The sequence below is a fragment of the Arcticibacter sp. MXS-1 genome, from assembly GCF_041902385.1.
GTDB lineage: Bacteria > Bacteroidota > Bacteroidia > Sphingobacteriales > Sphingobacteriaceae > Arcticibacter.
The window spans coordinates 1,770,965-1,785,027 of the sequence record NZ_CP169244.1 but is presented as its reverse complement, the minus strand read 5'-3'; the positions used below and the strand labels follow the sequence as shown (position 1 = coordinate 1,785,027).

The window sequence follows — 14,063 nt, the reverse complement described above, 5'->3', positions numbered from 1 at the left end:
TAAAAGCCGTTGACATTCATCAGGATAGCTTGAAGTAAGGCCGCTGACACACACCAGTTACAATGAAGATAAAACACCTTGTTTATGCCGTCCTGATCATTGGATTAGTTGCACTTGTTATCTACCGTATTAAAACGAACGAAGGATCGGAGAAATCAGGAGCAGGAGGGCCGGGCCCGAAAGGTGCGGGAGGCGGAGGCGACCGGCCGGTTCCGGTGAACGGTGTGGTGGTATCCCCCACCCGCTTCAATAACAGCCTGACCGTAACCGGCTCAATCGACCCGAACGAACAAGTACAGATCCGCAGTGAAGTGCAGGGAATTGTGCGCAGCATCTCTTTCCGTGAAGGAGGCTCAGTGTCGAAAGGGCAGGTGCTCTTAAAGATCGACGACTCCGAACTGCGGGCACAGCTGGCGCAGGCCGTCACCCGCGAGAACCTGGCGGCCGAAACAGAGAACCGCGCAAAGCAGCTGCTAGCCAAAGAAGCCATCAGCCGCGAAGAATACGACGTGGCGCTGGCCGACTACCGCTCATTGCGGGCACAAACCCAGCTCATCCGCGCGCAGCTCGCCAAAACAGTGGTGCGGGCGCCGTTCAGCGGGAAGATCGGACTTCGCAGCATCTCGCAGGGAGAATACGTCACCCCCACCACCACCGTGACCAGCCTCGTCAGCCTCGATCCTGTGAAGATCACCTTTTCCGTCCCCGAAAAATACTCCCAGTCGGTGAGGAACAACACCAGGCTCACGTTTTCCGTGGCCGGCTCCGACAAAAAATACAGCGCCACAGTTTACGCCATCGAGCCGCGGGTAGAAGCGGCAACACGTACCCTGCAGCTCCGGGCGCGCGCCTCCAACAGCGACGGATCCCTGATCCCCGGGGCGTTCGCCAGCATTCAATTACCGCTGTCGACGCTCGACCAGGCCCTCCTGGTACCCACAGAAGCAGTCATTCCGGTCCAGGGAGGGAAAAAGGTATTTATAGCCCAGAACAGCAAGGCGAAAGAAGTGATGATCGAGACAGCTACACGTACCGAAAAAGACGTGCTGGTTACATCAGGCCTCAAAGCAGGCGACACGGTGCTCACCACGGGCATCATGGCATTAAAAGAAGGAAGCCCGGTTAAGATCAAGACGGGCAGGAAGTAGAGGAGGATTATGAGTTTATCAACCACCAGCATTAAAAGACCGGTATTTACCATCGTACTAAACCTCATGCTGATCCTGTTCGGCGTGATCGGCTATACCTTCCTGGGCGTGCGCGAGTACCCCTCGATAGACCCGGCCATCATATCGGTCAGGACGAGCTACTCAGGCGCCAACCCGGATATCATCGAATCACAGATCACCGAGCCGCTTGAAAAGTCGATCAACTCGATCGACGGCATCCGCAACATCACCTCGTCAAGCAACCAGGGATCGAGCAACATCACCATCGAGTTCAACCTCGACAAGAACCTCGAAGAAGCAGCCAACGACGTGAGGGACAAGGTGTCGCAGGCCACGCGAAGCCTTCCGCAGGATATCGATGCGCCCCCGGTCGTATCGAAGGCCGACGCCGATTCCGAACCCATCGTCACCATGACCGTGCAAAGCAATAAGCGCGATCAGATGGCCCTGAGCGACTACGCCGAGAACGTCATCTCGCAGCGCGTACAAACCATTCCGGGAGTGAGCAGCGTGCAGATCTGGGGACAAAAAAATATGCAATGCGCCTCTGGATCGACCCGGTGAAACTTGCCTCTTACGGCCTCACCGTTGGCGATGTCCGCACCGCCCTGAATCAGCAAAACGTCGAACTTCCTTCGGGCAAGTTGACAGGCGCCAATACGGAGCTCAGCGTGCGCACACTCGGAAACCTTTCCGACGAGGAGCAGTTCAACAACCTCATCATCCGCAGCGAAGGCGACAAGATCATCCGCTTCCGCGATATCGGAAATGCGACATTAGGCCCCGAAAACCTGGAAACCGAGATGACCCAGTCGGGCGAACCGATGGTCGGCCTGGCCATCATCCCCCAGCCGGGCACCAACTACCTGGAGATTGCCGCAGCATTCCGTGAAAGGTTCGAGCAGCTTAAACATGAGCTGCCCGAGGACATCAAGCTGAACATTGCCATTGACAATACGATATTCATCAGGCAGTCGGTCACCGAGGTAGCCGAGACGATCCTGATCGCCCTCATCCTGGTGATCATGATCATCTACCTCTTTTTCCGCGACTGGGGAATCGCATTCAGGCCGCTGATCGATATTCCCGTATCGCTCATTGCCACCTTCTTCATTATGTACCTGATGGGCTTTTCCATCAACGTGCTGACACTGCTGGCCATCGTGCTGGCCACCGGACTGGTGGTCGACGACGGGATTGTGGTTACCGAGAACATCTTTAAGAAGGTAGAAGAAGGCATGTCGCCGGTAGAGGCAGCCATCAAGGGGGCCAACGAGATCTTCATTCCGGTGATCTCCATTTCCATCACCCTGGCGGCGGTATTCCTTCCGGTGATCTTCCTCGAAGGATTCGTCGGGCGGCTCTTCCGCGAGTTCGGCGTCGTCATCGGCGCCGCGGTACTCATCTCGGCATTCGTGTCGCTTACCCTCACGCCCATGCTCAACGCCTACCTGATGAAGGGAGGCACACATAAAAAGTCGCGGTTCTACGAGCTCACCGAACCCTACTTCGAACGACTGAACAAAGGCTACGCCAGCTCACTCAATACCTTCATGCGAAAGAAATGGCTTAGCTTTCCCATTCTGCTGGGCTGTCTGGCCCTGATCGGGCTTTTCTTCACCATTCTGAAGAAAGAGACCGCCCCTTACGACGACCGGAGCTACCTCCGCACCGTGGTAAGCGCGCCCGAAGGAGCCTCGTTCGACTATATGGACCGTTTTATGGAAGAACTCACGCAATTGGTGAACGATTCCGTCCCCGAAAAAAATGTAAACCTGGTGATGACCTCGCCCGGCTTCGGCTCTGCCTCCATCAACTCGGGGCGCATGCTGATCAGGCTGGTCCCTCCCGATAAGCGCGAGCGTTCGCAGAAAGAAATTGCGGCGCAGCTCACGAAGATGACCAGAAAGTATACCGAAGGAAAGATCCTGGTGACCGAACAGCCGACCATCTCCGTGAACCGGCGCGGCGGTCTTCCCATCCAGTACATCATTCAGGCTCCCAACTTTAAGAAGCTGGAAGACAAGATTCCGCAGTTCATGGATGAAGTGAGTAAAGATCCCACTTTTACAGTGAGTGATGTCGATCTGAAGTTCAACCGGCCCGAGATCAACATCTCCATCGACCGCGACAAAGCCAGGAGCCTGGGCGTCTCGGTGCTGGATGTAGCTCAGACGCTGCAGCTGTCGCTCAGCGGGCAGCGCTTCGCCTACTTCATGATGAACGGGCGCCAGTACCAGGTGATCGGGCAGTTCGACAAGGCCGACCGCAGCACGCCGCTCGACCTCACGTCGATCTATGTCAGGAGCAATACAGGCCAGCTGATCCAGATGGATAACGTGGTGACGATGAAGGAGCAGAGCAGTCCGCCCCAGCTGTACCATAACAACCGCTACCTTTCGGCAACCGTGTCGGCAGGACTGGCGCCGGGCAGGAGCATCGGCGACGGGATCGAGGCAATGGACCGGATTGCGGCCAAGGTGCTCGACGAGAGCTTTTCAACGGCCCTCAGCGGGGAGTCGCGCGACTTTGTAGAAAGCGGCTCAAACACCCTCTTTGCTTTCGGACTGGCCCTGCTGCTGATCTACCTGATCCTGGCCGCACAGTTTGAGAGCTTCATCGATCCGCTGATCATCATCCTCACCGTCCCGATGGCCGTTGCGGGTGCCATGCTCTCGCTATGGCTGTGCGGCGAAAGCTGGAACATCTTCAGCCAGATCGGCACGATCATGCTCATCGGCCTGGTGACCAAGAACGGGATCCTGATCGTCGAATTCGCCAACAAGCTGAGAGAAGAGGGCCGCAGTAAGATGGAAGCCATTGTAGAAGCCGCGGAAGCGCGTCTGCGCCCCATCCTGATGACCAGTCTGGCCATCGCACTTGGTGCCCTTCCCATCGCACTGGCCCTCGGCGCCGCTGCACAGAGCCGTACCGGAATGGGCATCGTGATCGTAGGAGGTACCTTGTTCTCCCTGATCCTGACGCTGTTCATCATCCCGGCCATCTATTCCATGTGGTCGAGGGAGAAAAGGCAACAAAAGCTACCAGCAATTGAAGAGAAAGAAGCGTCTTTGCCTTTTAGCTATTAGCGGTTGGCGATTGGCAGTTGGGACTTAGCGATTGGCAGTCAGCGATGGGCAGTTGGGAATCGCTCAGATAATAAATAGTAAGTTATAAGTAGTAAGTAAATAAAAACAAGACAGGCGGTGCGTATGCTAAAAAGCCAAAAGCTAATTGCCAAAAGCCAATTGCCAACCGCCAACAGCTATAAACAATGAAATTCCATTTCAGTCTTTTTCTACTCATACTGAGCCTGCAGAGTAATGCGCAGGTGCTCACGCTGGAGGAGGCGGTGCGCATCGCCCTTCAGAACAATTATAACATCCGCATTTCGAAGAACAATACCAGGATCAGCGAAAACAATGTGAGCCTCGCCGGAGCGGGGATGCTGCCGGCAGTAACAGGCAACCTGAGCAACAACTCATCCATCCAGAACACGCGGCAAACGCAGGCCGATGGCTCGGTACGGGAAGTAGACCGCGCGCATAACACCAACACCAGCTACGGGGTGAGCCTCAACTGGACCATCTTCGACGGCTTTGCCATGTTTGCCAACTACAAGGAGCTGCAGGAGCTGCAGAAGCTGAACGAAACAAGCATGAGGGCAACGATCCTCAGTACGGTGTCTGACGTGATCAACACCTATTACAACCTCATTCGGCTGCAGCAGCAGCTCGATGCTACCGACACTGCCGTTGCCATCTCCCGGCTGCGCCTCAAGACCGCACAGAACCGGTACCAGATCGGCAAGGCTGCCAAGCTCGAAGTGCTCACGGCCACGGTCGACCTGAACACCGACACGACCAGCCTGCTGAGGCAGCGCGACGCGGTGAGGTCGGCCAAGGTGGTACTGAACGAACTGCTGGCCCGGGACGTGAGTACCGACTTTACCGTTGGCGATACGATCCTGGTCGACCGCAGCCTGCAATATGACCAGCTGCAGAACCTTTCCTCGCAGCAAAATCCCGCCATCCAGACCGCCTTCATCAACGAGCGGATCGCGCGGCTGAACGAGCAGCAGGTAAAGGCCTTCCGCTATCCCTTGGTGGGTGTGACTTCGGGATATAACTTCACTCGTTCCCACTCGGAGCTCGGCTTCGCCCGCGACGCCAGAGGCCGGGGCTTCACCTATGGGCTCACCGCGTCCGTCAATATTTTCAACGGCTTTCTGCAAAAGAGGAACGAGAAGAACGCAGAGATCCGAATTGAAAATGCACAGCTCGAACTGGAACGCCAGAGGCGGAATGTAGCCGCCCAGCTGCTTTCTGCTTACCAGACCTACCAGACCAATCTTCAGCTTGTCAAGCTCGAAGAAAGCAATCAGAACGTGGCCAAGCAGAACATGGAAATTACGCTGGCCAAGTTCCGGCTGGGGAGCGTCACTCCCGTAGAATTCAGGGAGGCCCAACGCAACTATGTCGATGCGAGCGTCCGCTTTACCGATGCGCAGTACCAGGCCAAGGCAGCCGAAATCGCCCTCAAGGAGCTCGCTGGCACGCTGAATCTCTAATCAACACAAAATCAGGCAGAAGTGCAGGCGCAGCAGTACCTGCTTTTGCACGCTCCGGCCAATAGAGCTTGGAAAAGCTCAGCAACATTTCCTTCTGCAGTGCAATACTGGCAGCTTTTTTGCTAATGAAAAATGAATTACGATAGGACAACATCAATTTCTCAAGTAAAAGCGATCTTTTTTTAAAAAAAACAAAAAATTAACTTTTTTTACGAAACTTTACATTAACACTAGCCGTATACAATAGATTAAGATCAGGTATACAAGGAGATCGCTCTCATGGAAGAATTTAAGTACAAATCAGCTCTACTCATTGACGATAGCTATATCGACAATTTAATTAATCGCAAAATCCTCGAAGGCATTCGTTTTGCCGAGAATATCGTTGTGATGGACTCGCCCTTCCGGGCAATGAGCTATTTAATACGGGCGCTGGAGAACAACGAGGCGCCGGAAGTGATCTTCCTCGACATCCGTATGCCCGGCATGACCGGCTTTGAGCTTATCCAGGAACTGGAGGAATTAAAGCAGAAGTTCAATTCGAATTTCAAAATTTATATGTTATCTTCGTCTCTTGACCCTAACGACCTAAAACAAGTAGAGGACCTTGCCCTTGTTGCCAGATTCATTGGGAAACCTTTGACAGCAAAGGCTTTGGAAGAGATTTAAAGATGATATTAGTTGCAGATAGCGGATCTTCAAAAACAGACTGGATTATAAACATCGAAAACACCGGGCCGGTTAGTTTCAGCACGAAAGGTATTAACCCTTTCTTTACGAACGAAAAGGACATCGCAAGGATTTTTTCGCAGGACCATGAAATAAAGAAGTATGCCGAAAAGGCTAAAGAGGTTTATTTCTTCGGTGAAGGCTGCTCCAATCCCGATAAACGGGAAATGGTGTCGAACGGCCTGTCTCATGTTTTCAAAAATGCTTTCATCAACGTAGAGAACGACGCTGTCGGCTCCGCCTACGCCACCTGCGGCAACGGCAGGGGATATACCTGCATCCTGGGTACAGGCTCCAATATCGCTTTTTTCGACGGACAGGAAGTGCAGTACGGGAAACACGGACTGGGCTTTATCCTCGGGGACGAAGGTTCCGGAGCATGGTACGGAAAAAAGCTGATCACCGGTTTTCTTTATGGCAAGATGCCAAAAGGATTAAAAAAAGATTTCCGCGAATCCTTCTACATCGACAAGGAAGTGGTGATCAAGAATGTTTACCAGCGTCCTCTTCCCAACATCTGGCTGGCCTCGTTCGCACCCTTTTTAAGTGAGCACCGCGGCGATTCCTATATAGATAACTTAATAGAGGAGGGAATGGAAGCCTTCGTACACTCACATATCCTGCCCTATCCCGATCACAGGAATCATCCCTGTCATTTCGTAGGATCAATCGCATGGCATTTCCGCGACGTGCTGGGGAAGGTGTGTAAAAAACATCACCTGAAGACAGGAAAGATCCTTGCTCACCCCATACAGGAATTATCAGATTACATTATGAGAGAACGGGTGGAAGCCAGCCTCTAGCTGTGCTTCGCCACTTCGCGTAAAACACTTTCGGCAAACTTCTTGGTCTCAGCAGCAGATGAAGGATTGGGAACCGCCGCTTTTATCCGTCCGCGGGCAGCAGGCTGAGTTGCCGCGGGATGTTGCTGGCTCAGGCGCTTACTATAGAGATAAATAGAAAGGCCCGTATTCAGTGTCAGTACAATCAAAAGCAAGGTCGCCACGAGCTGGTTATTCCCGATCGGCTGTAAAGCGAGTGCTGTTCCCACAAAGAGCAGCGACACCAGTACCAGCACCCCTGTCGCCTGCATATGAGTAAGGCCGAGATCCAGCATGCGGTGGTGCATGTGGTTGCGGTCTGCTTTAAACGGCGATTGCTGATTCAGTATCCGGATGGTAAAAACCCGGAGTGTGTCAAACACGGGCAGGGCAACAATAGCCAGCGCAAGTGCCGGAGCCGAGCTGACAGCAAAACCGTCAAATAATACCGGGTTGCCGGCGCTCATATTAAGAAAATGAATAGTCAACACAGATACCATAAACCCAATCATCAGAGAGCCGCAGTCGCCCATGAAGATGCGGGCCGGAGACACATTGTGAACCAGGAATCCCCCTACTGAGCCCGCCAGCGCCAGGCAAAGGTAAGTCCACTGCGTTTCGCCGCCCATGTAAAATAAGCCGGCATATACCAGGGAAATCATCACCGCCAGGAAGCCCGCCAGTCCGTCAATTCCGTCAACCAGGTTATAGGCATTGATCACTCCTACGAAAAGGAACACGCTCAAGCCGATGCTAAACGGATAAGCCAGCTGATGCACGCCGAGCAGCCCGCCGAGGTCCATGATCCTCAGATCGCCCAGTATTGTAATGATAAAGGCCGCAGCAAACTGCGCGATGAACTTTTTCATCGGATCTACTCCAATAATATCATCCTTCAAACCTGTTATAAAGATCACTACCCCCGCTGCCAGAATGTAGTTTGCATTCAGGATTTCCGAATCCTTCACAAAAAGAGCCGTTGAAAGCAGAAAACCGGTGAAGATCGCCAGGCCGCCGAGGTTCGGAATAATACGCTTATGGATCTTGCGCGCTTCGGTAGGTGCATCGAAAAGTCTTTTTTGGATAGCAATGGTAATAATTGGCTTGATGGAAAAAGCAACTATAAAAAAGCTGAATGCTAAAACAAGAATTGAAGTAATCATTTTCTTTTATTAAATCCGGCAGATAAAGTAATAAGGTTTATTTACAAAGCTCAAAGTTAACAAGATATGTTTATTATCAAAACTAATTTTTCTTTAAAAGCTATTTGTTTTTCAGCCGCCGCAAAATCACCCCGGCAAATAAAACCCGTCTTGCAGTCACAGCTCATGAACAACTTATTGACGAATACGAGACAAAAGTAAGAAACGTTACAACAGCTTCTCAACTAAGTTATCAAAGCGTTTGCTAAATACTGATGAAGAACATCGGCTCACGGCTGCTGCTTTTCACTTCTTCCCGCCGGCACCGTGCTGCCTATGAAAATATAGGGCACTTTTTCCTGGCTGTATAGTTCCCGGCTGCGGATATCGGGATTAGCATGGTCGCCGATAATAAGCACCCTGTCGAACAGGCGGGGTTGTTCCCTCAGCCGCACACTAATATGCCTGAGGATCCGGCTGATCCTGAAAAACTGATCGAAGGCGTGAATATTGCCGCTAAAACACGGGAGCATCAGAGCCCGCGCCCTGCGGTACTCAACAGGATCGACGCGGGCATGATCGAGGGTAAACTGGCTATGCGTATTGATCGTAAGTCCGTACGCGAACACCTTCGCGTGTTTTTGGCTTTCCTCGAAAAGGCTGTCGATCATCACCTCATCATCTACGGCTTTGTAAGGCGACTCCCGGTTCAGCGGGGCGGCCGGCCTTTTAGCCAGGTCTTCGTAATAGAACCGCGAATCGAAGCCGATCAGCTTTCTGAAGCCCTCTGCATTGCTCCAGTTCCTGCCGTAAGCGATAGAAGCAGTAAAGCCTGCAATAGTGAAGCGCTGCTGCATCTTTTTCTGTTTCACAATATTAAAGGCAGCGAGCTTCGGATTATTAAGAAAAGACTGATACGATTCCTCGTCGTTGACATTCAGCAGCTCGCGTCCTTCCGCAGAAGCTGTATTTCCGTGGAAACAGGCTTCATCAAAGAGCGGTCCTGTGACTTTTCCATTGTCCGCCCGCGAGGCGGGAAACAAGCCGCGAAGGTAGTTGATGCATTTCCGCTGAAGAGCAGGGTCCTTCAACGTGCCCCAGCTCTCCATCAGGATCAGCAGATCGCGGTCGCCATTCTGATCAGAAAGATAATGCCACGACGGGCTGAAGTTGTTGAGCCCGGCGCATCTGTAGCGTGTAGCTACGCCTGTAGCAAACTTTTCATAGTCGATACCGATACTCCTGAAGGTGCTTATGTCGGCAACGGTCAGCATGCGTGAAGCGGCGGAAACTGAAGGAATAGGGTTCACCAATATCCATACGGCTTTGCCTCCCAGCAAGATCGCATAAAAAGTAATGATTACCTGCACCCGCTTCCGCAGCGAAGCCAGCACGACAAACTGCATCTTTGCAAAGAGAAGTACAAATCCCAGACAAAGAGAGGCAAGCAATAAACCGCCCAGCACAGCTCGCGTGTTCAGAAATAGATAGTCGTACCTGCTATAAAAGGAAAACAGGTTGAAATAGTAATTATGCGGAATATAGCACATCAGGAACAGGGCAAAGCCCAGGAGCTGCAACAAGGCAAACCATCTGAAGCCCGGCTTAAACGCATAGACCACAAGGCCTGCAAAAAAAGTCAGGGACGGGCTGAACACCAGGTAGTCGGCTGCCGCCACTGTATGGCGCAGCATATTTTCCAGCGCCAGCTGGGCAACATATACAATTAAAAACTTAATAAGATCCGTCAGCGGCAGTCTTTTCAATCCGGGTAGCAAGTTCAGTTTCACAGTATCTTCTGGTAAGGCATCCTATATACAGGTGTATAAATCGTATTCATTCTACAGCACCGGCTCCGGTCGCTTTTCGACAAACGAATAGTGCTCGCCTATCCACCTGTTTCCATTTGCTGATATCCTCCGGTACAGCGACTCATCCTGAAGCAGGGCGGTGCAGGCGGCAATAAAATCCTCAGGGCTGTCTGCCAGCAAATAATGCTCTCCGTGCCTGAGCCCGAGGCCGCGGGCTGATTCAGAGCTCGCCACAACAGGGAGACCAAACCACATCGCCTCTATCACTTTCAGCTTCGTACCGCCTCCGGCATGCAGCGGAGATATGGCAACAGCGCCCCGCGCATATAGCTTTTCAATATCATCCAGGTCCCTGTAAAACACCAGGCCGGGAGTGGAAGCGAAAAGTGCCTCCAGCCGTGCAGGCGCCGAAAAGCCGGCAATATGAAGGCAGATCTCCTTGCTGCTGCTGCGCAGCTTCGGTAAAACGTGCCGTATAAACCACACAACAGCCTCTTCATTCGGATAATACCCCAGAGAGCCGGTGAAGACCAGATTGCTGGTCGGCGCAGAGATGCGGGGAGACCTGGCCCGGCCAAAGACCTTGTTAACGAACACCCGGACATCAGGATGCTCGTAACGCCGCTGCAGCAGGTGCTGGTCATCCTGCGAACAGATATAAATTACAGGAAAGAGCGCACACGCACGCCCTTCGTTCCTCCTGAACTGAAACGCAGTGAGCCTGCAGAAAAGCCATTTTTTCCAGTCCCTTTTCTTCCGGTGCAGAGCCGCGATCTTATCCCAGGTATCCGACTCAAGATCATCCATGTCGAGTTCTGTGGTCGGCCGGCCTGGCAGGGAACTGAAGAACCCGGCATATTCAGAAAGATACAATCTGAAGCACAGGACCTTATCAAACACAACATCCGGGTACGCGTCGAGCAGCTGCTTTTTTTGAGGGCGGCCCAGCGGCAGCCAAAAACACAGAGGGGTGCCCGCCAGTCTTCGCCCTGCGATCAGGGAGAAAAGGAATGAAAAGAGATACAGGAATTTACTCAGGGCTGAAAAATGAACCTGAATAAGCCGCTCCCGATCCGACTTAACCTGCATCCCCGCTGAGCACGATGACTGCAGCACCAGCAGATGGACGTCGTACTCCTCCCCGAGGCTGCGCAGCCAAAGGGCCGCACGCTTCTCCCTTCCGCTTCCTGCGGGATCAGGCCAAACGGGTGATATGAAAAGTAATTTTCTCAGTTCCTTCATCTCGAAATGATCTCCTGCCGCACTTTTTTTAAGATCACTGCATCATAGTACCCCAGCAGCGAGTACAGCAGCACCCTGGTCTTGTTCCACTTCGGCCGCCACAGCATTTTCGGGACTAAGAGCAATAAAAAGCGCGATAGCTGGTAATAGGCCAGCACCGGCTTATGGGCCACCAGCGAAGCGCCGTTGCCATAGGCGTACTTGTATTTAGTTGAAAAATCAATAGCAGAAAGGTCGCCGTCCTTGCTCGGATGATAGATCTGAAGAGCGGCGTTGAAGAACATTTTCTTCCCGGCCACAACCGCCTTCAGACCGAGTTCCATGCCCTCCCCGGCGAAATTGCACCCACCCGGGCCAAATGAAGGGTCAAACCCGCCAAGACCGCTGAACACCTCTTTTTTCATAAAAAAACAAGGCTCCGATACGCGGCCAACGATATTATGCCAGCCGACCCTGGCACTCTTCCGGTAAGTCCTGCTCATCAGCTTGTTATCGAAATCCACAATTCCACCTGCTATAATATCCCACTGTCCTTCCGCTATCGTTCTGCGGAGCTCGGGCAGGCTATGCCCGCCGTAGAGGCAATCGTCGTCAGGAAAGCCCACCCAGCTGCCCCTCGCATGGTCCGCTCCGTAGTTTCTGGCCCTGCTTACACTCCTGAACGAAACCCTGAAATACCTCAGGGCCAGCCGGTCGCGGTAACGGTCCATCACGGCCTCCAGCTCATGATGCTCATTCTGATCCACAACGATCACCTCAAAGCCCTCGTCTTCCAGGCCCGACAAGGATGACAAAAGCAGATCAACCTCGCGGGTCCGTCCCAGCGTAGCTACGATCAGAGAAATAAAAACCTCATTCTTTTCCATGTAACCCCTTAACTATCCAATAGAATCCTGATCCTTCCATTATAGATAAATGAACCTGCTGGCAAAGTTGTCGGCATTCGATTTCCTGTGCGTAATAAACACAACCGCCCCCGATCCCATCACTTCATCAATATTTTTCATAATCGCCATTTCAGTTGCTTCATCAACTGCCGATGTAGCCTCATCGAGGAAAAGCACTTCAGGATCAAAATACAGAGCGCGGGCTATTCCCAGTCGTTGCCGCTGTCCCCCCGAAAACTTGACGCCGTTGTCGCCGATCTGCGCAAAAAGAGATCCCGGCATCTGCTGTATATGCTGATCGAGACAAGCAGCACGGAGCACCCTCCATACTTTCCCTTCGTCGGGCTGCGGATGCCCGAATACAACGTTTTCAAAAACAGTTCCGGCTATCAGCTTCACATCCTGAGCAACATAAGTCATCCTTGCCTTCTCCTGCTTCAAACGTCCGGCCAGCAGCACTTGTCCGCTGCCTGGCTGTATGATGCCCGAGGCAATCTGCATCAGCGTGCTCTTGCCCTTTCCCGTTCGCCCGAAAATGGCGAGGCGGTCACCTTGCCGCACGTCCAGGTTTACCCCTCTCAGCAGAGCGGCAGAAGAAGGATAGGCAAAACTGATATTGTCAAGCTTGATCAGCAGATCGCCGTCCGTTTCCATCGCTGCGGGTTCATTTCCCGGGTGAACCGGTGTTTTGAGTTCCCACCTGATGATCTCAAAGTTTGCCACAGCTCCCGGCAGTTCACTATAGGACGTCAAAAACTGAGCGAGAGCGGGCAGGATCCTCCGGGCCAGGATCAATACTGCGGCCATACTGGCAATGAGTTCCTGATTTGATCCCGCTTCGCCGCCCGACACGATGAGGACGGTGGTGGCGAAAGCCACGGCAACCAGGATCTCGATGATCACTCTCGGAACCTGGGGCAGGATAGACAGATCGGTCTTGATCTTACTCAGCGACCTGATCTTCTTATCGAGTACTTCCGAGAAATTTTGGTGCACCCCATACATGGTGATCTCCCGCTTCAGGTCGAAGAACTCCTGAAGTTTCTGGTAAACCTCTTTCTGCTCCTGGTCGTGATTCCGGGCTGCCTCTGCCACCCGGGGAGATAAAAACCGGCGCGAGAAAGCGAGCATCAACAGGTTCAATACCAACAGGCTGAACGCCAGCACAGGCGACTGGATGAAGATCACCAGACCCAGAAAAGCGATCGTAAACAACGAACCAAGCAGGTTTAAGATCACATTATAAGAAAAAGCAGCATCGAGAGCCGTGGTTGTACAATGCTTGATCTTATGCGACCTGTTGTCATCGGTAAACACCACCCATGGCTCAAGGAGGTACTTATTTACCAGGCTGGTTGAGCTGAATACAAAGAACTTCTGACTCAGCTGCCTGGAGTAGTTAAGCAGGAATAGTTCAAGGACCTGCCTCAGCACAGTAAGGAGCACCATGATGCCCATGCTGAGAGGAATATCCTGTGAACCAAGATGGAAGTGCAAAAAATGGAAAGATCCTGACTGCAGCAGCATGATGATGGCATAAAGCCAGTAAGCAAGAACAGCATCCACCACCGGCACCAGCACGGTTAAGAATACAGAGAACCGCCATGACAAATGAAGGCCTGTGGGGAGGAGGTCCACCATTGCTTTCACCTGGGCGGCAGGAGCAGAAACTGCGTTTGTAAATCGGGGCAT

9 protein-coding genes and 1 pseudogene are annotated in these 14,063 nt (G+C 52.6%); 5 read left to right on the top strand and 5 right to left on the bottom strand.

The window, feature by feature from the left end; genetic code table 11:
* Positions 1-62: 62 nt before the first annotated feature.
* The 5 genes and pseudogenes from ACES2C_RS07690 (at position 63) to ACES2C_RS07670 (ending at position 7,271) form a co-directional block, all read left to right on the top strand.
* The gene (locus tag ACES2C_RS07690; protein WP_374166394.1) at positions 63-1,148 is read left to right on the top strand and encodes an efflux RND transporter periplasmic adaptor subunit; all 1,086 of its coding nucleotides are present in this window, start codon (positions 63-65) and stop codon (positions 1,146-1,148) included.
* A 9-nt stretch (positions 1,149-1,157) separates the two neighbouring features.
* A pseudogene (locus ACES2C_RS07685) lies at positions 1,158-4,258 on the top strand (efflux RND transporter permease subunit).
* A 185-nt stretch (positions 4,259-4,443) separates the two neighbouring features.
* Positions 4,444-5,739: a TolC family protein gene (locus ACES2C_RS07680; RefSeq protein ID WP_374166393.1), complete on the top strand. Its 1,296-nt coding sequence runs from the start codon at positions 4,444-4,446 to the stop codon at positions 5,737-5,739.
* Between the two features lie 279 nt (positions 5,740-6,018).
* Complete coding sequence (locus tag ACES2C_RS07675) at positions 6,019-6,408, top strand: response regulator (protein ID WP_374166392.1); 390 nt, start codon at positions 6,019-6,021, stop codon at positions 6,406-6,408.
* A 2-nt stretch (positions 6,409-6,410) separates the two neighbouring features.
* Positions 6,411-7,271 carry an N-acetylglucosamine kinase gene (locus ACES2C_RS07670; RefSeq protein WP_374166391.1) on the top strand — a complete coding sequence of 287 codons (861 nt, stop codon included), beginning with the start codon at positions 6,411-6,413 and terminating at the stop codon, positions 7,269-7,271.
* Here the strand turns inward: ACES2C_RS07670 and ACES2C_RS07665 are convergent.
* The 5 genes from ACES2C_RS07665 to ACES2C_RS07645 form a co-directional block, all read right to left on the bottom strand.
* Positions 7,268-8,452: an MraY family glycosyltransferase gene (locus ACES2C_RS07665; RefSeq protein ID WP_374166390.1), complete on the bottom strand. Its 1,185-nt coding sequence runs from the start codon at positions 8,450-8,452 to the stop codon at positions 7,268-7,270. The genes ACES2C_RS07670 and ACES2C_RS07665 overlap by 4 nt on opposite strands.
* A gap of 269 nt (positions 8,453-8,721) precedes the next feature.
* Complete coding sequence (locus tag ACES2C_RS07660; protein ID WP_374166389.1) at positions 8,722-10,221, bottom strand: hypothetical protein; 1,500 nt, start codon at positions 10,219-10,221, stop codon at positions 8,722-8,724.
* A 51-nt stretch (positions 10,222-10,272) separates the two neighbouring features.
* Positions 10,273-11,484, bottom strand: a complete 1,212-nt coding sequence (locus tag ACES2C_RS07655; protein WP_374166388.1) for a glycosyltransferase — start codon at positions 11,482-11,484, stop codon at positions 10,273-10,275.
* Complete coding sequence (locus ACES2C_RS07650; RefSeq protein ID WP_374166387.1) at positions 11,481-12,350, bottom strand: glycosyltransferase family 2 protein; 870 nt, start codon at positions 12,348-12,350, stop codon at positions 11,481-11,483. Before ACES2C_RS07650 ends, ACES2C_RS07655 begins: the two co-directional genes overlap by 4 nt.
* A 39-nt stretch (positions 12,351-12,389) precedes the next feature.
* Positions 12,390-14,063 carry an ATP-binding cassette domain-containing protein gene (locus tag ACES2C_RS07645; RefSeq protein ID WP_374166386.1) on the bottom strand — a complete coding sequence of 558 codons (1,674 nt, stop codon included), beginning with the start codon at positions 14,061-14,063 and terminating at the stop codon, positions 12,390-12,392.